This window comes from Duganella sp. BJB476 (assembly GCF_003416895.1).
Lineage (GTDB): Bacteria > Pseudomonadota > Gammaproteobacteria > Burkholderiales > Burkholderiaceae_D > Rugamonas.
The window spans coordinates 113314-132846 of record NZ_QVIO01000005.1; the positions used below are offsets into that span (position 1 = coordinate 113314).

A 19533-nucleotide genomic window follows, 5' to 3' on the forward strand; every position below is an offset into this window, starting at 1 on the left:
TGTTTGGCCCTGTTGCGCTTTATATCACAGGGCCGCTACCGCATAAAGTGTTACCACATGATGACGCGGTCTTTTGGCGCCAGATACATCTTGTCGCCCGGTTTTACGCCAAAAGCGTTGTAAAAACCCGGCTGGTTGCGCACCGTGCCGTTGGCGCGGAACTGGTCCGGCGAGTGCGGATCGGATTTAAGGTAAACGATTTGCTGGGCGTCGCGGATCTTGCTGCGCCACACCTGGCCAAAGCCCATGTAGAAGCGCTGCTCGCCGGTCAGGCCGTCGATCACCGGCGACGGCTGGCCGTTCAGCGAGATCTGGTAAGCCTTGAGGGCGATCGCCGCGCCGGAGTTGTCGGCGATGTTCTCGCCCAGGGTCAGCTCGCCGTTGACGTGGTAGCCCTTGACCGGGCTGAAGGCGTTGTACTGCTTGACCAGCATCTTGCTCTTGGCGGCGAAGTTCTTGTGGTCGGCCTTGGTCCACCAGTCGCGCAGGTTGCCGTCGCCGTCGTACTGGGCGCCCTGGTCGTCGAAGCCGTGGCTGATCTCGTGGCCGATCACCGCGCCGATGGCGCCGTAGTTGACCGCGTCATCGGCGTCGGCGTTGAAGAACGGCGGCTGCAGGATCACGGCCGGGAACACGATCTCGTTCAGCTCCGGGTTGTAGTAGGCGTTGACGGTCTGCGGCGTCATGCCCCATTCGTCGCGATCGATCGGCTTGCCGAGCTTGTTCACTTCCTTGTTGTAGTCGAACTCGCGCGAGCGGCGGACATTGCCCACCAGGTCATCCTTGACCACCACCAGCGACGAGTAGTCGCGCCATTTGTTCGGATAGCCGATCTTGACCATGAACTTGGCCAGCTTGGCCTGCGCCTGTTCCTTGGTGGCCGGGCCCATCCAGTCCAGCGTGTTGATGCTTTGCTTGAAGGCCGCCAGCAGGTTGTTCACCAGCGCCTCCATGCGCGCCTTGCGCTCGGCCGGGAAGTGCTGCTCCACGTACAGCTTGCCCAGGCTCTCGCCCAGCGCGCCGTCGGTGGCGTTGACCGCGCGCTTCCAGCGTGGCTCTTGCTCTTTGGTGTCGCTCAGCACGGTGCCGTAGAAGGCGAAGTTCTCCAGCGCGAAATCCTTCGCCAGGTAAGGCGCGCTGGCGTGGATCACCTGCCAGCGGAACCAGGCCTGCCAGGTGGACAGCGGGGTTTTGTTCAGCACCTTGTTGAAACCGGTGATGAAGCTGGGCTGGCTGACGATGACGTAGTCGACCTTGCCGCCGATGCCGGTGTCGTTGAGCCAGGTGGTCCAGTCGTAGCCCGGCGCCAGCTTGGACAGGTCGGCCAGCGGCACCTTGTTGTAGGCCTTGACCGGGTCGCGCAGCTCGACCTTGGTCCACTGGATTTTCGCCAGCTCGGTTTCCAGCGCGACGATGGCCTTGGCGTCGGCCGCCGGGTTGGCGTTGCCGGCCAGGGTCAGCATCTTGGTCACGTGCTGCTGGTACTTGGCCAGCGTGTCGGCCATCTTCTTGTCCGACTTTTTCAGGTAGTAGTCGCGGTCCGGCAGGCTCAGGCCATCCTGCACGAGGTCGGCCACGTATTTGGTCGAATCCTTGTTGTCCTGGTGGATGGCGAAGCCGTAGGGCGCGGTCACGCCGTAGCGGTTGAAATGGGCGATCAGAGCCGGGATGTCCTTCTTGTCCTTGAGCGCGGTCACGCGGTCGAGCTCGGCGCGCAGCGGGGTCAGGCCCACCTCCGCCAGTTTGGCTTCGTCCATATAGCTGGCGAAGAAATCGCCGATGCGCTGGGCGTCGGAGCCGGGCGTCTTGTTCGGGTCGGCGGCGGCCGCCTCGATGATGGCGCGCAGTTGCGGCTTGGTGTCGTCGTCCAGTTTTTCAAACGAACCCCAGCTCGATTTGTCGGCCGGGATGGCGGTCTTGGCCAGCCATTTGCCGTTCAGGTTGAGGAAGAAATCGTCCTGCGGGCGCACTGCGGCGTTGATTTCGCCCACGTCCACGCCCGAGATTTTTTGCTGTGCCTGGACGCCGGCCGAAGCCAGCAGCGCCAGCATCAGCGCGCTTAACAGATGTGCTTTCAAGTCACTCTCCAAAGATGGGGGTCAAGTCTGACATTCGGACACGGCCTCTGGCGTAGCAAGCGCATACGGCCGAGCTTGTGTCCGAATGTCAGACTTGACCCCAGTGTTTTTCAAACAATAACAAAAAGGCCACACTTGGTGGCCTTTTTATGCGTTTTTCAGGCGATTAAGCGCTTACCAGATGATCACGCGCTGTTCCGGCGCAACATACATCTTGTCGCCCGGCTTCACGCCGAAGGCTTCGTAGAAGCCCGGCTGGTTGACCATCGTGCCGTTGGCGCGGAACTGGCCCGGCGAATGCGGATCGGTCTTGATCAGCACGATCTGCTGGGCGTCGCGCGTCTTGCTGCGCCATACCTGGGCAAAGCCCATGTAGAAGCGCTGGTCACCGGTCAGGCCGTCGATCACCGGCGCTTCTTTGCCGCCCAGCGACAGCTTGTAGGCCTTGTAGGCGATCGATACGCCGCTGTTGTCGGCGATGTTCTCGCCCAGGGTCAGCGAGCCGTTGACGTTGTAGCCCTTGATCGGGCTGTAGCCGTCGTACTGCCTGGTCAGCGCGTCGGCCTTGGCCTTGAAGTTGGCGCGGTCTTCCTTGGTCCACCAGTCGCGCAGATTGCCGTCGCCGTCGGACTGGCTGCCCTTGTCGTCGAAGCCGTGGCTGATTTCGTGGCCGATCACCGCGCCGATGGCGCCGTAGTTGACGGCATCGTCGGCCTTGGCGTCAAAGAACGGCGGCTGCAGGATCGCGGCCGGGAACACGATCTCGTTCATCGTCGAATTGTAATAGGCGTTGATGGTCTGCGGCGTCATGCCCCACTCTTCGCGGTCGACCGGCTTGCCCAACTTGTTGACCATGCGCTGATGGCCGAACACCGAGGCGCGCATGGCGTTGCCCACCAGGTCGCTCTTGACGATGGCCAGCGACGAGTAGTCGCGCCACTTGTTCGGGTAACCGATCTTGGGCGTGAACTTGGCCAGCTTGGCTTGCGCTTCCTTCTTGGTTTCCGGGCTCATCCAGTCCAGCGTGTCGATGCTGGCCTTGTACGAAGCCAGCAGGTTCTTCACCAGCTCTTCCATGCGCGCCTTGCGCTCCGGCGGGAAATGCTGGCCCACGTACAGCTTGCCCAGCACCTCGCCCAGGCTGCCCTCCACCAGATTCACCGCCGATTTCCAGCGCGGCGGCTTGACGGCCACGCCGGTCAGCACGGTGCTGTAGAAATCGAAGTTGGCGTCGGCGAAGTCCTTCGACAGGTAAGGCGAGGCGCGGCGCAGCAGCTGCCATTCGAAGTAGGATTTCCAGGTCGCCAGGTCGGTCTTTTCCAGCGCGGCGTTGAAGCCACTCAGGTAGCTCGGCTGGTTGACGATGACGTAGTCGATCTTGTTCGCCACGCCGGCCGCCGACAGCGCGTGCTGCCAGTCGTAGCCAGGCGCAAGCTCGGACAGCTTGGCGATCGACATCTTGTTGTAGCGCTTGACCGGGTCGCGGTTCTCGACCTTGGTCCACTGCACCTCGGCCAGCGCGGTTTCCAGAGCGACCACGGCCTTGGCGCTGGCGGCGGCGTGCTTGTCGCCGCCCAGCGCCAGGATCTTGGCCACGTGCGCCTCGTACTTGGCCAGCGTGTCCACCATCTTGGCGTCGTCTTTTTTCAGGTAGTAGTCGCGGTCCGGCAGGCCCAGGCCGCTTTGCGAGATGCCGACCGCGTACTTGGTCGATTCGCGCGCATCCTGGCTGACGTAGATGCCGTACGGCGCGCCGACGCCGATCTCGTCCAGGTGGGCGATCAGCATCGGGAAGGCCTTCTTGTCCTTGATGGCGCGGATGCGGTTCAGTTCACCGGCCAGCGGCTTGACGCCCAGCGCCTCCAGTTTTTTCTCGTCCATGAAGCTGGCGTACAGGTCGCCGATTTTCTGGGCGTCGCTGCCGGCCTTGCGGTTCTTGTCGGCCTCGGCCGCTTCGATGATGGCGCGCAGCTGCGGCAGCACATCATCGCGCAGCTTGGCGAAGGTGCCCCAGCTGGATTTGTCTTCGGGGATTTGCGTGCTCTTCAGCCACTCGCCGTTCAGGTAGTGATAGAAGTCGTCTTGCGGACGCACGCTGGCGTCGATGTATTGGGTGGCGATGCCGGACACGGGGGCGGTGTCGGCGGCGCCGGCAACGGCGGTCATCAGGCTCAGGGTAAGCGCGCTCAGCAAGTATCGTTTCACTGCATTTCCTTCTTGGTCAGAATTTCATCTCGTATTTGACGCTCCAGACCACGTAAGTCTGGTTGGTCGTGTTGGCCAGTTGTGCCAGGCCATTGGTGGTCACGATATTACTACCCAGCGCGTCTTCCGCCATTAAATTATTTGCAGAAATGCGGACTTGATTGCGCGCGTTGAACTTCCACAGGCCGTAGGCGTCGAACGAGCGCTTGCGGCTGGTGGTCACCACCTGCTCGGCGCTGCTCTGGATGACGGTCTCCGGCGTCCAGTTCAGGCTGGCGCCCAGGGTCAACGGCACCGGTTTCAGGCGGTAGTCCAGGCCGACGTTGGCGGTCTGCTTGGGCTGCGCGTCGAGGCGGTTGTTGGGGCCGGGGATGCCGTCCACGCTGGACCAGAAGCGGCTGTAGTTGGAACGGAAATCGATCGCCGGGCCATCCGCGATCAGCTCCTGCAACTGGAACTTGGCCTCCAGCTCGATGCCCTTGGTGAGCGCGTGGCCGATGTTGGCCGGCGTCGACACCCAGCGCGGGCCGGTCGGCGTGTTCTGCAAGGTCAGCTCGCGGCGGATCAGGTCCTTGATGTCGCGCACGAAGCCGCCGGCCGTGATGATGCCGCTGCGGCCCAGGTAGTGCTCGTACGCGAAGTCCAGGCCGGTCGCCAGTTCGGGCTTCAGGTCGGGGTTGCCGGTACGGTCGGGACGGGTGGCGCTGTTCAGCCGCGACAGCGACGGCAAGGCGATCAGGTCCTGGATGTTGGCGGCCTTGTAGCTCTTGGTCAGGCTGGCGCGGATCTGGTCCTTGTCGTGCTCGGGAATGCGGTAGACGCCGTGCAGCAGCGGGCTCAGCACGCTGCTGGTGTTGCTGATGTCCTGGCCGGCGCGAGTGCTGGTGGTGCGTATGCCTTCCCAGCGCAGGCCGGCATAGCCCGACCACTGCTTGTTGATGTCCCACTCGTCCTGTGCGAACACGGCCAGGCGGCGGGTGTCGGCGGTCAGGTTGTCGCCGGAATCGCCGAACTGCGAGACACCGTTCTTGTCCAGCGAAGTCTTGGTCTCGACGCGATGGCCCAGCTCGACATCCCAGCCGGCCGCCAGCGAGTGTTCCTTGCCGATCGGCGTGGTGTACTTGCCGCCGCTGCTGGCGCTGCGGTCGCGCACGGTGGCGTCGTCGGTGTAGCGCTGCAGCAGGTTACCGGCGTTCTCGTATTGATAGCGCAGCGAGTCGCTGTCGCTGTGGCCGCTGCCGAAGCCGAACTTGACGTCCAGCTTGGACGCGCCCTCCAGCTTGTGCACCCAGTTGCCGAAGCCGCGCAAAAAGGTCGATTCCGAGTGGGTGCCGGTCAGCGCCAGGTTGTATTCGGGCGGTTGCTGCAAGGCCGGCGGCACCAGGCCGAAGTTCTGCGTCAGGTCGCTGCGCGAGTTGCCGTCGCTGCGGTTGACCATCAGGAAGGGCTGGAAGTTGAGCGTATCGCCGCTGTCGAATTTATAAGACAGGCGCGGCGTCAGGTGGATGCCGCGCGAAGTGCGCTTGGTTTCGTCGAGGACGTTCTGGTCCTTGAGCACCACGCCGTCTTCGCGGGTGTCGCGGTTGTAGGTTTCGGTCTGGTCGTGCTGGCGGTTTTCGAAGACCGAACCGGTCAGCAGCCAGGTCAGGCTGCCCACCTTGCCCGGCACCGTCAGCGAGACGTTCGGCGCGTGGCGGCCCTGCTCGATGCTGTCGGTGAACTTGAGCTGGTTGTCTTTTTGCTGGTAGCCGTCGCGCAGGATGATGTTGATGGTGCCGGCGATGGCGCGCGTGCTGTGCTCGGCGATCGGGCCGCGCATGATTTCCACCCGCTCGACCTGGTCGGGCGACAGCGATTCCATCGAGAAGCCGGCCGGCGGCCGTTCGCCGTTCAGCAGCACCTGCGTGTAGCCGTTGCCCATGCCGCGCATGCGCACGTCGCCGCCACGGCCGGGACGGCCGCCGATGGTCACGCCCGGCAGGCGCTTGAGGATGTCGCCGAGGTTGCTGTCGCCGTTGCGGTCCAGCTCTTCGCGGCCATATATCTGCTTGCCGGCCACCGAGTTGCGGCGTTCGTCCATGTCGCTGGCGCGGCCGCCGCTGATGGTGACCTGGGGCACCGGCTTGCCGTCCGGCCCCAGGGCCGGCTTGGCGGGTGCGGTGGTGGTGGGTGCAGCGTCGGCTTGTGCATACACATCGGAAGCGCCCAACAGGGCCAGACAGGCGAAGGGGATCAGTTTGTTCATAGGCTGCACATTCTACCGGCAGCCCTGCTGGCAAAAGGGCCAGCAGGCCGATTTTTACTTTACGATACACACCCGCGCCGCGTCATTCCCGCGAAAGCGGGAATCTATACTGAGCCAGACCGGATACTCAGCATGGGTTCTCGCCTGCGCGGGAACGACGGGCGGCTTAGCCGCCCGGCAGGCTGATGCTGGCGCCGCCAGGTCCGCCGATGCCGCCACCCATGCCGCCCTTGCGGCCGCCGCGATGCTGCTCGCCGCCCTCTTCCTTGCGCGGCGCACCGCCGCTGCGGACGCCATTGTCCGGCACCCGCATCAGCTGTTCGCCGACCAGCTGCACCACGGCCTGGCGCTGGGTTTCATTCAGGGCATCGTTGACGGTCAGCCACCATTCGCGCATCAGCTTTTCCTCCAGCGCGCTGGCCGTAGTTTCCTCGTCCACCGCCTTGGCCAGGTCGCGCAGCTCGACATTGGCATTCCTGGTGCCTTCCAGCGTGGCCGCCTGCAGGCGTTCGCGACGCGACTGGCGCTCGCGCAGCAGGTTGCGGGTCTTGCTTTCGGTCTGCTGCCACAGCACTTGCTGGTTGGCGTTCAGGTTCAGCGATTTTTTCAGCTCGGCCGCCATCGGCAGGAAATCCTCGGCGCGCATTTCCATGACAGGCAGCGCGAAAGCCGGCAGCAAGGCCGCGCTCAGGGCCAGCGCGACAGTCACGCGCTGCAACTTGAAACAGAAACTAGTACGCATGTGAGCTCCGTAGATAAAAAAAAGCCTGCGCTTGGGGCGCAGGCGAAAACCACTTCAGGGTAGAGAGAAATACGAGTTCAGTTTAGGTCGCGCCCCCCGCCGTTACAGGACTTCTTACAATTGCTTACGGTCGTGAACGTGAAGGATACACTGCGTACAAAACAGCAAACTTGATGCAACGCCAAGCGGGCGCTGGTGTGCTTCAAATGTCAACGGCCAGCGTTGTAAATTCTCGTAAAGGTATAAATGATTTCGCGACGGCTACTACGTTTGCCGGGAATCAGGTTTATACTCAACTCAAGCGCGTTGCGGCGGGGTGGCCCACCGGCGACGGCTGTCGGCAACAGCTTCGATAGGTGAAACATGGGCAAGAAACTAAAGAATTCCGGACTGGTCGGCCTGGGCGTCATTGCCGGCATCGCTGTGTCCCTGCAATTTTCCGCCATGGCGCAAAAGCCGGTGGACCCGCCGCTGCCGTTGGAGGAACTGCGCCAGCTGGCCGACGTGTTCGGCCTGATCAAGTCCGACTATGTCGAAAAGGTCGAGGACAAGAAGCTGCTGACCGAAGCCATCTCCGGCATGGTGGCCTCGCTGGACCCGCATTCCGCCTATCTGGACAAGAAAGCCTACGCCGAGCTGCGCGAGGGTTCGCAGGGCAAGTTCGTCGGCCTCGGCATCGAGATCGGCCAGAGCGAGGACGGCTACATCAAGATCGTCGCGCCGATCGAGGATTCGCCGGCCTGGCGCGCCGGCATCAAGGCGGGCGACCTGATCTCCCGCCTGGACAACACGCCGGTCAAGGGCCTGAGCCTGGACGAGTCGGTCAAGAAGATGCGCGGCGAGCCGCACACCAAGGTCAGCATGACGATCCTGCGCAAGGGCGAGGCCGAGCCGCTGGTGTTCAACATCACGCGCGAAGAGATCCACCAGAAGAGCGTCAAGGGCAAGATCGTCGAGCCTGGCTATGCATGGCTGCGCATTTCGCAGTTCCAGGAGCCGACCGTCGATGACCTGGCCGCCAAGATTATCGAATTGTACAAACAGGACCCGAACATCAAGGGCCTGGTGCTGGACCTGCGCAACGACCCGGGCGGCGTGCTGCAAGGCGCGATCGGCGTGGCGGCGGCCTTCCTGCCCAAGGATGCGGCCATCGTCTCGACCAACGGCCAGCTGCCGGACTCCAAGCAGATCTTCTACGGCCGTCCCGAATACTACGCGCTGCGCAACGACAGCGACGCGCTGGCCAAGCTGCCGGCCGCCATCAAGCAGGTGCCGATGGCGGTGCTGGTCAACACCGGATCGGCCTCGGCCTCGGAAATCGTCGCCGGCGCGCTGCAGGACTACAAGCGGGCCGACATCATCGGCACCCAGACCTTCGGCAAGGGATCGGTGCAGACCATCCGCCAGCTGACCGCCGACACCGCCGTCAAGCTGACCACGGCGCGCTACTACACGCCGAACGGCCGTTCGATCCAGGCCAAGGGCATCGTGCCGGACCTGGCGGTGGATGAAAACGCCGACGGCGACGGCCTGAACGCGCTGCGCACCCGCGAAGCCGACCTCGACAAGCACCTGACCAACGACCGCGACCAGGAAATCGCCAAGAGCAAGCGCGACGAGCTGGAAGAACAGCTGCGCATCGTGGCGCTGGAGAAGAAACGCAAGCCGCTGGAATACGGCAGCGCCGACGATTTCCAGCTGGCGCAGGCGCTGAACCACCTGAAAGGCTTGCCGGTGCAGCTGGCCAAGCCGGAGACCACGGTGGTGCAGGCCGAAGTGGGCGTGAAGAAGGATCTGGCCAAGAAATAACTGTATTTGTTGTAGCGAACTCAGCGGCGCCCCAGGGGCGCCGCTTTTATTTTCGCCTAACATGCAGTCATTGTGTAGAATTTGCCTCATTATTGGCGTAAGCCATTGCTTAATTTGAAAGTTTAAACATGAAACAAGCGGTCATCAGCGGTACCGGTCTCTTTACGCCAGCCCAGTCGATCTCCAACGAAGAGCTGGTGGAATGCTTCAATGCCTATGCCGAGCAGTTCAACGCCGACAACGCCGCCGCCATCGCGGACGGCAGCGTCACCGCCCTGGAACTGTCCAGCGTGGCCTTCATCGAGAAGGCGTCGGGCATCAAATCGCGCTACGTGATGGAAAAGACCGGCATCCTGGACCCGCAGCGCATGGTGTCGCGCATCCCCGAGCGCGCCGACGAGGAATTGTCGCTGCAGGCGGAAATCTGCGTCGCGGCGGCGCGCCAGGCGCTGGACCGCGCCGGCCGCGTGCCGGCCGATATCGACATGGTGCTGGTGGCCTGCTCGAATATGCAGCGCGGCTATCCGGCGATGGCGGTGGAAGTGCAAGGCGCGCTGGGCATCGAAGGCTACGGCTTCGACATGAACGTGGCCTGCTCGTCGGCCACCTTCGGCATCCAGCAGGCGGTGGCGGCGGTGCAGAGCGGCCAGGCGCGCGCGGTGCTGGTGCTCAATCCTGAAATCACCAGCGGCCACCTGAACTGGCGCGACCGCGACAGCCACTTCATCTTCGGCGACGCCTGCACGGCGATGGTGATCGAGGCGGCCGACACGGCCAAGGGTTCGCACCGCTGGGAAATCGTCGAGACCAAGCTCAAGACCAGCTTCTCCAACAACATCCGCAACAACTTCGGCTTCCTGAACCGCTTCGACGAAGCCGGCATCGGCCAGCCGGACAAGCTGTTCCGCCAGCAGGGCCGCAAGGTGTTCAAGGACGTGTGCCCGATGGCCGCCGAGATGATCAAGACCACCGTCGCCGGCGCCGGCCTGGAAGTGCCGCAGGTGAGCCGCTACTGGCTGCACCAGGCCAACCTGAACATGAACCTGCTGATCAGCCGCATGGTGCTGGGCCGCGACGCCGAACCGGGCGAAGCGCCGGTAATCCTGGACACCTACGCCAACACCTCGTCGGCCGGTTCGGTGATCGCCTTCCACAAGCACTCGGACGACATGGCGCCCGGCCAGCTGGGCGTGATCTGCTCGTTCGGCGCCGGCTACTCGATCGGCTGCGTGGTGGTGCGCCGGATCTAAGCGACTAGGCGACGCAGTCGTCCAGTTCCCGCTCGACGGCCGCGAATGCGGCCGTCGTCGCTTCCGGGCCGGCGACGGTGGACTCGACGGAGAAGAAGGTCAAATTCTTCAGGCCTATCGTCGGCAGGATCGCGCGCAGATAGGGTTCGAGGAAGTCGGGCTGGCGGGCGCGTTCGCCGGTGCGGTAGCCGCCGGAGCTGACGGCGATATACACCGGACGGTCCGCCAGCGTGCCGATCTTGCCTTCCGGGGTGGCGTTGAAGGTGACGCCGATGCGCACCACGTGGTCCAGCCAGGCCTTCAGCGCCGACGGCACCGTGAAGTTGTGCATCGGCGTGGCGATGATCACGCAATCGGCGTCGCGCAGTTCGGCGATCAGGCGTTCCGACAGCACCAGCGAGGACATGGCGCGGCCACTGGCCGCCCTCGCGCCATCCCGAGTGCCCCCCAACGCGCCCGCATACTCGCCGTCGACATGCGGCAGCGGCTCGGCCCACAGATCGCGCGTGACGATCTGCGCGGCAGGGTGCTGCGACAACAGCCGGTCCATCACGCGCTGGGACAGGCGATAACTCACCGATTGCTGTCCGCGCGGGCTGCAGGTGATGTGCAGGATCTTCATGCCGCACCCGCTTTCAGGAATTTACCGAAGCGCATCGCGCCCGTCAGCAGGCCCTGACGGAAGTAGAAGCGCTGCGCCAGCGCGTTCGTCATTCCGGTATCAAGTACCAGCTTGGCGCATGCCGCCTGCTCCGCGTAGACGGTCAGGTGCTCCAGCAGCCGCGCGCCCCAGCCCTGGCCGCGCGTCTTTTCGCCGGCCACCAGGTCGTCCACGTACAGGAATTTTCCGTACACCAGATTCTCTTCCACGCGATAGCCGGCCAGCGCCACCACTTCGCCATCCTCCCAGGCGGCCAGGATGCGGTAGCCCTGCTCGTTCATGCGCGTCACGCGCATGACGAATTCTTCTTCGGTTTGCAGGTGCGGACGCAGTTCCTTCATCACCGGATAGCAGGCGCGCAGCTGCTCCGCCGTCTCCACATCCTTCAGTTTGTCGTGCATGGTGGCTCCTTTTAAAACACCATCTTATGGCTGCAATGGCATAATCTCCAGAGCCATAAAATGACATCCCGACTAGGCCATGAAAACCAAGCCCGACTTCCTCCAGCTCGACAACGCCGCCGCCGAACCTCTGTACCGGCAGATCTACATCCGCTTCCGCAGCGCCATCGCCGACGGCCTGCTGCTGCCGGACGCGCGCATTCCATCGGCCCGCGCGCTGGCGCTGGAACTGGGCCTGGCGCGCGGCACGGTGGAAGCGGCCTACTCGCTGCTGGCCGCCGAAGGCTACGTCGAAACGCGCGGCCAGGCCGGCACCGTGGTCACGCCGGCGCTGGCGCGCCACGCCGCGACAGCGGTATCGAAGCCTGCCACGCGTGCGCGCCGCGCACCCGCCGGCGCATCGCCCTCCCCCGTGCGGGAAACGCTGAACCGGCCCTTCCAAATGGGCTTGCCGGCGCTGGACGCCTTCCCCCGCAAGGTATGGGCGCGGCTGGCGGCGCGCGCGATCCGCGCCACGCAGGCCGACGACATGGTCTATCCACCGCTCGCCGGCCAGGCGCCGCTGCGCGCGGCCATCGCCACGTACCTGCAGCTATCACGCGGCATCAACTGCTCGCCGTCGCAGGTGTTCATCACCTCCGGCTACCGCAACACGCTGGAGCTGATCATGCGCGCCCTGCTGCAACCGGGCGACGGCGTGTGGGTGGAAGATCCCGGCTTCCCGGCCACCGGCGAGCTGCTCAAACAAGCCGGCATGAAACTGGCCCCGGTGGCGGTTGACGCGGAAGGCCTGGTGGTGTCGCACGGCGTGGCGACGGCGCCGCGCGCAAAGGCCGCCATCGTCACGCCGGCGCATCAAAGCCCGCTGTGCGTATCGCTGTCGCTGCCACGCCGTCTCGCGCTGCTGGACTGGGCGGCGCAGGCCGACGCCTGGATCGTGGAAGACGACTACGACGGCGAGTACCGCTACGCCAGCCGCCCGCTGCCGGCGCTGCAAAGCCTGGACCGCGACGGCCGCGTACTGTACGCCGGCACCTTCAGCAAGGTGCTGTTCCCTGCGGTGCGGCTGGCCTATCTGGTGGTGCCGGAGGCGCAGGTGCGGCGCTTCGAGCAAACCTGCCATACCTTCGCCGCCGGCGGACCCGCGCTGACACAAACCATCGTCAGCGATTTCATGAACGAAGGCCATTTCGCCCGCCACATCCAGCGCATGCGGCGTCTCTACGCCGAACGCAGCCAGATCGCCGCGGAAGGATTGAGTGCGGCGCTGGACAAGCACCTGCGCATCGATCCGCAGCCGGGCGGCATGCACCTGGTGCTGCGCATGAAGGGACACCACACCGACCGCGTCCTGGCCGAGCGCATGCGGCAGGACGGCATGGCGGCGCTGGCGCTGTCCGAGCGCACACTGCTGCCGCACGCGTCGTCGGCGCTGCTGCTGGCCTTCACCAACATCGACACGCCGCAGCGGGCGCGCGAACTGGGCAAGCGGATACTCAGGCTGCTGTAACCATGCGATCCGCGCGGGCATGATTGTGCTACGCTAGGGTTCATCCACCCTATCGCAGGAGCTCCGCACGCATGCCCCACAATATCAGCCTGATCACCACCATCGCGGCCGCACTGGGTTTCGGCCTTTTGTTCGGCTATCTCGCAACGCGCCTCAAGCTGCCGGCGCTGGTGGGCTATCTGGCTGCGGGCATCATCATTGGCCCCGCCACACCGGGCTTCGTGGCCGATACGGCATTGGCCGGGCAGTTGGCCGAAATCGGCGTGATGCTGATGATGTTCGGCGTGGGCCTGCATTTTTCCCTTGACGACCTGTGGGCCGTGCGGCGCGTGGCGCTGCCGGGCGCCGTGCTGCAAATTGCGGTTGCCACCGCGCTCGGCATGGTGCTGGCCCACTTCTGGGGCTGGAGCCTGGGCGGTGGGCTGGTATTCGGGCTCGCCCTGTCGGTGGCCAGCACGGTGGTGCTGCTGCGGGCGCTGGAGGAGCGCGGCATCCTCGATAGCTTCAACGGCCGCATCGCGGTCGGCTGGCTGGTAGTGGAAGACCTGGTGACGGTGCTGGTTCTGGTACTGCTGCCGGCATTGGCCGGCTCGCTGGGCGGCACGTACAGCGAAAGCCACGGCGTCACCGGCATGGGCGAAGCGAACCTGTGGACCACGCTGGCCATCACGCTGGGCCAGGTGGGCGCCTTCATCGCGCTGATGCTGGTGGTCGGCCGCAAGCTGTTCCCGTGGATCCTGTGGCAGGTGGCGCGCACCGGCTCGCGCGAGCTGTTCACGCTGTGCGTGATCGCCGCCGCCGTCGGCATCGCCTATGCATCGACGCATTACTTCGGCGTCTCGTTCGCACTGGGCGCCTTCTTCGCCGGCATGGTGCTGCGCGAATCCGAGCTGGCGCACCGCGCCGCCGAGGAATCGCTGCCGCTGCGCGATGCGTTTGCGGTGCTATTCTTCGTTTCGGTCGGCATGCTGTTCGAGCCGTCGATACTGGTCGAGCAGCCGCTCAAGCTGCTGGCGGTGGTGTTAATTATCGTGGTCGGCAAATCGGTCGCGGCCTTCCTGCTGGTGCTGCTGCTGCGCTACCCGGCCAAGACTGCGCTGATGGTCTCGGCCAGCCTGGCGCAGATCGGCGAGTTCTCCTTCATCCTGGCGGCGCTGGGCCTGTCCCTGGGCGTGATGCCGGTCGAAGGACAAAGCCTGATACTGGCCGGCGCCATCATCTCCATCGCGCTCAATCCGGTGGTGTTCCGCGTCACGAAACCATTGGAGCGCTGGCTGGGCAAGAACGTGGCGCTGGCGGCCAAGTTCGAGCGCCCCGCCGATCCGCTGGCGGAGTTGCCGACATCGGTGCCGCAGGAGCATCTGTCGGGACAAGTGGTGCTGGTCGGGTATGGCCGCGTGGGCCGGCGCATCGCCGCGGTGCTCACCGAGCACGGCATCCCCTTCGTGGTGGCGGAGCAGAATCGCGAACTGGTCGACCAGTTGCGCAAGGACGGCGCGCATGCGGTGGCCGGCAACGCCGGCGAGCCGGCGGTGTTGATCCAGGCGCACATCGCGCGCGCCGCGATGCTGGTGATTGCGACGCCGGACACTTTCGACGTGCGGACCATGATCGAAACCGCCCGCGCGCTCAACCCCAACATCAAGACCGTGGTGCGCACGCACAGCGACGAAGTGGCGGAACTGCTGCGCGGCGAACGCGCCGGCGAAATCTTCATCGGCGAGCAGGAGCTGGCCAAAGGGATGACGGAGTTCGTGCTGGCCAATATGAAAAAAGACGGAGGTTCCCATGCTCACTAGGCGCGCGCTGATGCGCTTTGCTGCGGCGCTGCCGTTGTCCATCATCGTTGCCGGTGCGGGCGCTTCGCAGGCACGCGTAAAGCTGGAGTTCCACAGCGCGTTCCTGATGAATCTGCACCACTTCCTGTACAACCTGGGTGTGCACCCGGATCAGCTGGAAAAAATCAGCTGGACGGCCGCGCCTTCCGCCGACGAGATGGCGGCGCTGCGCAGCGCCGTCGCCTGGTATCACGACAACTACGCCAAGCGCGACCTGCTGTTCGGCGATCAGATGGCGTCCATCAAAACCGCGCTGAGCGTGGCCGATACGCGGCGCGACACCAGCGGCCTGGCGCTGCCGCCGCAACTGGCGGCCACCCTGGATAGCGTCGCGCCGATGTACGCGCGCTGCATCTGGGCGCAGCAGGATGCCAGCAACCAGCAATGGATCGCCGAAGCGAAGCGGCTCGATGAACGCTACGGCGCCGAGGTGCAGGAAGGCGTCGCCCGCTATCTGCAAACGCCGTTCCCGCTGACGCCGATCCGCATCGACATCGTGGTGGAAACCGGCAAGCGCCAGGGCGCCTACACCGACACGCAAGCGGTGATCCCGAGCGGACGTCCCGGCTATCAGGGCTTGGCGTCGCTGGAGATGGTGTATCACGAGATTTCCCACATCGCCTCGACGGAGAAGCTGGAGGACGCCATCGAGGCGCGCCTCAAGGCGACACAACGCAAGCCCGATTCGGACCTGTGGCACGTGGTGCAGTTCTACACCGTAGGCGCCGTGGTGAAGGACGCGTACAAACGGCGCGACGGCATCGACTACGAAACCTACGCGGACAAGGGCGGCGTGTACAAAGGCTACTGGGCGCCTCTTGCGCCGCTGGTGGAGAGCGAATGGCGCGCCTACATGGACGGCAAACAGACCTTCGACCAGGCAGTGGTCCACATGGTGAACCGGCTGCCCGCCGCATAGCGACCGTGCTTACAAACTGACTGCCAGCTCCGCGCCTTCCTTGATGGCGCGCTTGGCGTCCAGCTCCGCCGCCAGTGCGGCGCCGCCGATCTTGTGGAAGCGCGGCCATTTGGCGTTGGCTTTGACTTCCTCCTCCGACGGCATCAACTCCGTCAGGCTGTCCTGGCCCGCACAGACCACCACGTTATCCACCGACAGCAGGCGCTGCTCGCCGGCGATGGTCACGTGCAGGCCCTGGTCGTCGATGCGGTCGTACTGCACACCGGCCAGCATCACCACGCCGTTGCGCGCCAGGACCGCGCGGTGCACCCAACCCGAGGTCTTGCCCAGGCCAGCGCCCAGCTTCGACACCTTGCGCTGCAACAGATACAGCTGGCGCACCGGCTCCGGCGCGGAGACGGTCGTCAGGCCGCCCGGCGCGTCGCCCTTCATGTCCACGCCCCATTCCTTGGCCCAGACATCCAGCGCCAGCGGCAGCGGATGCTTCGGGTCGTGCAGCAGGTACTCGCCGACGTCGAAGCCGATGCCGCCCGCGCCGATGATGGCCACGCGCTTGCCCACCGGCGCCTTGTTCTGCAGGACGTCGATATACGACAGCACCTTCGGATGGTTGATGCCCTCGATCGGCGGACGGCGCACCTTGATACCGGTGGCGACCACCACGTCGTCGTAGCCGTCGGCGATCAGCTGCTCGCGCGTGACGCGCACGCCCAGCTTGACGCTCACGCCGGTCAGCTCCAGCTTGCGGCGGAAGTAGCGGATGGTCTCGGCGAATTCCTCTTTGCCCGGAATCTGCATGGCGATCTTGAACTGGCCGCCGACGCTGTCGCTGGAATCGAACAGCGTCACGTCATGGCCGCATTCCGCCGCCACCGTGGCCGCCGACAAACCGGCAGGGCCGGCGCCGACCACCGCCACGCGTCGCTTTTTGGCCGTTGGCGCGTATACCAGTTCCGTCTCATGGCAGGCACGCGGGTTCACCAGGCAGCTGGCGCGCTTGTTGGAGAAGGTGTGGTCCAGGCAGGCCTGGTTGCAGCCGATGCAGGTGTTGATTTCGTCGGCGCGACCTTCAGCGGCCTTGATGACGAAATGCGAATCGGCCAGGAAGGGACGCGCCATCGAAATCATGTCGGCGTCGCCGCGTTGCAGGATGCCTTCCGCCTCGGCCGGCATGTTGATGCGGTTGGACGCCACCACCGGTATCGTCACCTCGCGGCGCAGGCGGCCCGCCAGGCTGGCGAAGGCGCCGCGCGGCACCGAGGTCACGATGGTCGGCACGCGCGCCTCGTGCCAGCCGTAGCCGGAATTGAGGATGGTCACACCGGCGTGCTGCAAGGCCTTGGCCACGGCCACCACGTCGTCCCAGGTGTTGCCGCCGTCGACCAGGTCGAGCAGCGAGTGGCGGTACATGATGATGAAGTCATTGCCCACTTCCGCGCGGATGCGCTTGACGATTTCCACCGGCAGCCGCATGCGGTTCTCGATGCTGCCGCCCCAGCGGTCGGTGCGCAGGTTGGTACGCGCGCACAGGAACTGGTTGAGCAGATAGCCTTCACTACCCATCACTTCGATGCCGTCGTAGCCGGCGTCGCGCGCCAGCCTGGCGCAGCGGGCATAGTCGCGGATGGTCGCTTCGATGCCGGCCTCGGTCAGCGCGCGCGGCTTGAACGGCGAGATCGGCGATTTTTTCTCCGACGCCGACACCACGAAGGGCTGGTAGCCGTAGCGGCCCGCGTGCAGGATCTGCATCAGGATCTTGCCGCCCTCCTCGTGCACCGCGCTGGTGACGCGGCGATGGTTGATCACGTCGCCCTTGAAGTTGAGCGTACCGCCGAACGGCAGCAGCCATCCGGAGCGGTTGGGCGAGATGCCGCCGGTGACGATCAATCCGACGCCGCCGCGCGCGCGTTCGCGGTAGAAGGCGGCCAGCTTGCCGTAGTTGTAGAAGCGGTCCTCAAGACCGGTGTGCATGGAGCCCATGAGGACGCGGTTGCGCAGCGTCGTGAAGCCCAGGTCGAGGGGGGCCAGCAGGTGTGGGTATGGTGAAGTTGTCATTATGGTTGTTAGAGTCAGACGTGGGTCAGAGCCGAGGCAATGCCCGCATTAAAACGCAATTCTCTAGACCTGGGCTTCTAAAGTCCCGGCGCCCGTCCCTGAATTTTGCCGTGGGTGCGGTAGCGCTCTTGTATTCTGCCACCCTTTCCCTTACGCTGGAAAGATGATGCGATTCCTTCTGTTTTTGATGCTAGGTGTAGCCGCCCCGGTGATGGCGCAGGCACCTAGGCTTGAATTGCCCAAGCTGGAGGTGTCAGTCAACCGGGTGGAACTCGATGCGCTGCATATGTACGAAGTGGACGCCACCGGCACGGTGGCGGCGCCACTGCCGAAGGTATGGCGCATCCTGACCGGCTATGAGCGCATGGCCGAATTCGTGCCTGACATGGAGTCGTGCCGGGTCCTGTCGCGCAATGGCAATGAAGTCATTGTTGAACAATTCGGCGTGGCCCGCTTCCTGTTCATGTCCAAATCCATCCACCTGATCGTGCGCGCGACCGAGCAGCCGATGTCGTCGATCGACATCTCGCTCATTTCCGGCGACATGAAGCACTACGAATCGCACTGGGAATTGATACCGGTGCCCGAAACCGGCGGCACCAAGGTGGTCTACAGCGGCAAGCTGATACCGAACTTCTACGTGCCCGGCATCCTGGGCGCGAAGATGATACGCGGCGATATCGAGCGCATGATGAGCGCCGTGCTGGCGCGTCTCGACCGTCGCGAAGACGCTACCAAATGAAGCTGATTCAAAATGAGCGCAGCTAGGCGCGGCGACGAAGACAGTGCGTTAGCACGGCGAGGCGCCGCAACGACGCTGCGGTCTTTTTGAATCAGCTTCAAGCCAAATAGGTGTCGCGGTCGCGAAGTTCGGCGAAGTTTTCCAGGCTGCCGATCTTCACCAGCACCGGATTGAGGCTCAGCTTCGCCTGCATGGCGCGCCAGGCGAACTGCCATTCCTGTTCCTGCGCTTCGGCGGCGGTCTTGGTGAAGGCCGCGCCCAGGGCTGCACGGGTGCCGTATTCGATGGCGCCGTCGATGCCGGCCCAGCTAGGCAAGGTGCGCTGCACCGCGCGGTGCAGGCGTTCGCCGAATTCCTCGGTGTTGTGGATGACCAGGCAGGTGTCCGACGAGAACAGCTCGAACAGCTTGCGGTCCCACGCCTGCGAGAAGCTCAGGGTCAGGCAGCTGTTGGCCGGGGTCAGGATAAACTGGCCCTGGGTCAGCGCCAGTTCCAGGTCTTCGCGCACGCCGTAGCGGTACAGGGTCGGAGGGCGTTTGTAATCGTGCATGTTGATACTCTATTCTTTGCAAAGTTATTTGATCGTGCGGCGCACGTGGCGGTGCGAGCGCATCGCCGCCGAGGCGATGAAAATCTCGCGCAGCAGGTAGCAGAAGCTGCCGATCAGGGCCAGCATCGCCACCACGAACATGCCCGCGATGTACTTATCCAGCGAGATGTTGGTGATATCGCCCAAAAACAGCATCGCAATCACCAGGCAAATCAGCAGCCCGCAGGCGGTCGACAGGGTGATCGAGGCGTTGATCAGGTGCGATCGCCGGTACAGCACATCGAGTTCGTTCAGATAAACGTCGCTGTAGCCGATATCGAGCCTGTCTTCCAGCACCCGCGAACGGTCGATGATGCGCGCCAGGCGGTTGGTCAGCACCATCAGGTTGGTGCATACGCCGGTCAGCAGGAACACCGGCGCGATCGCCAGCTGGATGATGTGGCCGATATCGCCGACTTGTATATTCATGGATGCGTTGTAGCTGGAATTATCGATAGTGTATCAGCCCGCGCCGGGTATGCCCCGATT

General features: G+C 64.3%; 15 protein-coding genes. 6 read left to right on the forward strand and 9 right to left on the reverse strand.

Annotated features, from left to right (window positions below; genetic code table 11):
- Window positions 1-50 precede the first annotated feature (50 nt).
- The 4 genes from D0T21_RS20310 to D0T21_RS20325 all read right to left on the reverse strand — a co-directional run bounded on the left by D0T21_RS20310 (window position 51) and on the right by D0T21_RS20325 (window position 7270).
- Complete coding sequence (locus tag D0T21_RS20310) at window positions 51-2051, reverse strand: M13 family metallopeptidase (RefSeq protein WP_199538521.1); 2001 nt, start codon at window positions 2049-2051, stop codon at window positions 51-53.
- A 201-nt stretch (window positions 2052-2252) separates the two neighbouring features.
- A complete protein-coding gene (locus D0T21_RS20315) occupies window positions 2253-4244 on the reverse strand; it encodes a M13 family metallopeptidase (protein ID WP_199538522.1) in 1992 nt (663 codons plus the stop codon).
- A gap of 55 nt (window positions 4245-4299) precedes the next feature.
- Window positions 4300-6528 (reverse strand): TonB-dependent siderophore receptor, encoded by a 2229-nt coding sequence (locus D0T21_RS20320; protein WP_116991172.1) that lies wholly within the window; start codon window positions 6526-6528, stop codon window positions 4300-4302.
- 166 nt (window positions 6529-6694) lie between these two features.
- Complete coding sequence (locus D0T21_RS20325) at window positions 6695-7270, reverse strand: hypothetical protein (protein ID WP_116991173.1); 576 nt, start codon at window positions 7268-7270, stop codon at window positions 6695-6697.
- 363 nt (window positions 7271-7633) lie between these two features.
- On the opposite strand from D0T21_RS20325, the gene D0T21_RS20330 reads away from it, so the two are divergent.
- Together D0T21_RS20330 and D0T21_RS20335 are read left to right on the forward strand one after the other, a co-directional pair.
- Window positions 7634-9079, forward strand: coding sequence for a S41 family peptidase (locus D0T21_RS20330; RefSeq protein ID WP_116991174.1), 1446 nt, complete (start codon window positions 7634-7636; stop codon window positions 9077-9079).
- Window positions 9080-9207: 128 nt separating this feature from the next.
- Complete coding sequence (locus D0T21_RS20335; protein ID WP_116991175.1) at window positions 9208-10329, forward strand: beta-ketoacyl-ACP synthase III; 1122 nt, start codon at window positions 9208-9210, stop codon at window positions 10327-10329.
- Between the two features lie 4 nt (window positions 10330-10333).
- On the opposite strand, the gene D0T21_RS20340 is transcribed toward D0T21_RS20335, so the two are convergent.
- Both D0T21_RS20340 and D0T21_RS20345 read right to left on the reverse strand, forming a co-directional pair.
- Window positions 10334-10951 carry an FMN-dependent NADH-azoreductase gene (locus tag D0T21_RS20340; RefSeq protein ID WP_116991176.1) on the reverse strand — a complete coding sequence of 206 codons (618 nt, stop codon included), beginning with the start codon at window positions 10949-10951 and terminating at the stop codon, window positions 10334-10336.
- Window positions 10948-11391 carry a GNAT family N-acetyltransferase gene (locus D0T21_RS20345; protein ID WP_116991177.1) on the reverse strand — a complete coding sequence of 148 codons (444 nt, stop codon included), beginning with the start codon at window positions 11389-11391 and terminating at the stop codon, window positions 10948-10950. Before D0T21_RS20345 ends, D0T21_RS20340 begins: the two co-directional genes overlap by 4 nt.
- A gap of 79 nt (window positions 11392-11470) precedes the next feature.
- Here D0T21_RS20345 and D0T21_RS20350 point away from each other — a divergent pair, with 79 nt between their 5' ends.
- The 3 genes from D0T21_RS20350 to D0T21_RS20360 all read left to right on the forward strand — a co-directional run bounded on the left by D0T21_RS20350 (window position 11471) and on the right by D0T21_RS20360 (window position 15658).
- Window positions 11471-12901 (forward strand): PLP-dependent aminotransferase family protein, encoded by a 1431-nt coding sequence (locus D0T21_RS20350; RefSeq protein ID WP_116991178.1) that lies wholly within the window; start codon window positions 11471-11473, stop codon window positions 12899-12901.
- 71 nt (window positions 12902-12972) lie between these two features.
- The gene (ybaL, locus tag D0T21_RS20355; RefSeq protein WP_116991179.1) at window positions 12973-14700 is read left to right on the forward strand and encodes a YbaL family putative K(+) efflux transporter; all 1728 of its coding nucleotides are present in this window, start codon (window positions 12973-12975) and stop codon (window positions 14698-14700) included.
- Window positions 14690-15658 carry a hypothetical protein gene (locus D0T21_RS20360; protein ID WP_147328141.1) on the forward strand — a complete coding sequence of 323 codons (969 nt, stop codon included), beginning with the start codon at window positions 14690-14692 and terminating at the stop codon, window positions 15656-15658. The genes ybaL and D0T21_RS20360 overlap by 11 nt, the downstream gene beginning before the upstream one ends.
- A gap of 9 nt (window positions 15659-15667) precedes the next feature.
- Here the strand turns inward: D0T21_RS20360 and D0T21_RS20365 are convergent, their stop codons facing one another.
- Window positions 15668-17713 (reverse strand): NADPH-dependent 2,4-dienoyl-CoA reductase, encoded by a 2046-nt coding sequence (locus D0T21_RS20365; protein WP_116991181.1) that lies wholly within the window; start codon window positions 17711-17713, stop codon window positions 15668-15670.
- 166 nt (window positions 17714-17879) lie between these two features.
- Here D0T21_RS20365 and D0T21_RS20370 point away from each other — a divergent pair, with 166 nt between their 5' ends.
- Entirely contained in the window at window positions 17880-18455 is a 576-nt protein-coding gene (locus D0T21_RS20370; protein WP_229211572.1) for an SRPBCC family protein, read from the forward strand.
- Window positions 18456-18552: 97 nt separating this feature from the next.
- Here D0T21_RS20370 and D0T21_RS20375 read toward each other — a convergent pair whose 3' ends face one another.
- Both D0T21_RS20375 and D0T21_RS20380 read right to left on the reverse strand, forming a co-directional pair.
- On the reverse strand, window positions 18553-19005 hold the full coding sequence (locus D0T21_RS20375; RefSeq protein WP_020704076.1) for a hypothetical protein: 453 nt from the start codon (window positions 19003-19005) through the stop codon (window positions 18553-18555).
- A 24-nt stretch (window positions 19006-19029) separates the two neighbouring features.
- A complete protein-coding gene (locus tag D0T21_RS20380; protein ID WP_116991183.1) occupies window positions 19030-19473 on the reverse strand; it encodes a DUF2721 domain-containing protein in 444 nt (147 codons plus the stop codon).
- Between the last annotated feature and the right edge of the window lie 60 nt (window positions 19474-19533).

What these genes read in the sequence shown, in the direction of transcription:
- D0T21_RS20310 (WP_199538521.1), bottom strand. Translation starts at nt 2,051, where the DNA reads ATGCTGGCGCTGCTGGCTTCGGCCGGCGTCCAGGCACAGCAAAAAATC.
- D0T21_RS20315 (WP_199538522.1), bottom strand. Translation starts at nt 4,244, where the DNA reads ATGACCGCCGTTGCCGGCGCCGCCGACACCGCCCCCGTGTCCGGCATC.
- D0T21_RS20320 (WP_116991172.1), bottom strand. Translation starts at nt 6,528, where the DNA reads ATGAACAAACTGATCCCCTTCGCCTGTCTGGCCCTGTTGGGCGCTTCC.
- D0T21_RS20325 (WP_116991173.1), bottom strand. Translation starts at nt 7,270, where the DNA reads ATGCGTACTAGTTTCTGTTTCAAGTTGCAGCGCGTGACTGTCGCGCTG.
- D0T21_RS20330 (WP_116991174.1), top strand. Translation starts at nt 7,634, where the DNA reads ATGGGCAAGAAACTAAAGAATTCCGGACTGGTCGGCCTGGGCGTCATT.
- D0T21_RS20335 (WP_116991175.1), top strand. Translation starts at nt 9,208, where the DNA reads ATGAAACAAGCGGTCATCAGCGGTACCGGTCTCTTTACGCCAGCCCAG.
- D0T21_RS20340 (WP_116991176.1), bottom strand. Translation starts at nt 10,951, where the DNA reads ATGAAGATCCTGCACATCACCTGCAGCCCGCGCGGACAGCAATCGGTG.
- D0T21_RS20345 (WP_116991177.1), bottom strand. Translation starts at nt 11,391, where the DNA reads ATGCACGACAAACTGAAGGATGTGGAGACGGCGGAGCAGCTGCGCGCC.
- D0T21_RS20350 (WP_116991178.1), top strand. Translation starts at nt 11,471, where the DNA reads ATGAAAACCAAGCCCGACTTCCTCCAGCTCGACAACGCCGCCGCCGAA.
- ybaL (WP_116991179.1), top strand. Translation starts at nt 12,973, where the DNA reads ATGCCCCACAATATCAGCCTGATCACCACCATCGCGGCCGCACTGGGT.
- D0T21_RS20360 (WP_147328141.1), top strand. Translation starts at nt 14,690, where the DNA reads ATGCTCACTAGGCGCGCGCTGATGCGCTTTGCTGCGGCGCTGCCGTTG.
- D0T21_RS20365 (WP_116991181.1), bottom strand. Translation starts at nt 17,713, where the DNA reads ATGACAACTTCACCATACCCACACCTGCTGGCCCCCCTCGACCTGGGC.
- D0T21_RS20370 (WP_229211572.1), top strand. Translation starts at nt 17,880, where the DNA reads ATGCGATTCCTTCTGTTTTTGATGCTAGGTGTAGCCGCCCCGGTGATG.
- D0T21_RS20375 (WP_020704076.1), bottom strand. Translation starts at nt 19,005, where the DNA reads ATGCACGATTACAAACGCCCTCCGACCCTGTACCGCTACGGCGTGCGC.
- D0T21_RS20380 (WP_116991183.1), bottom strand. Translation starts at nt 19,473, where the DNA reads ATGAATATACAAGTCGGCGATATCGGCCACATCATCCAGCTGGCGATC.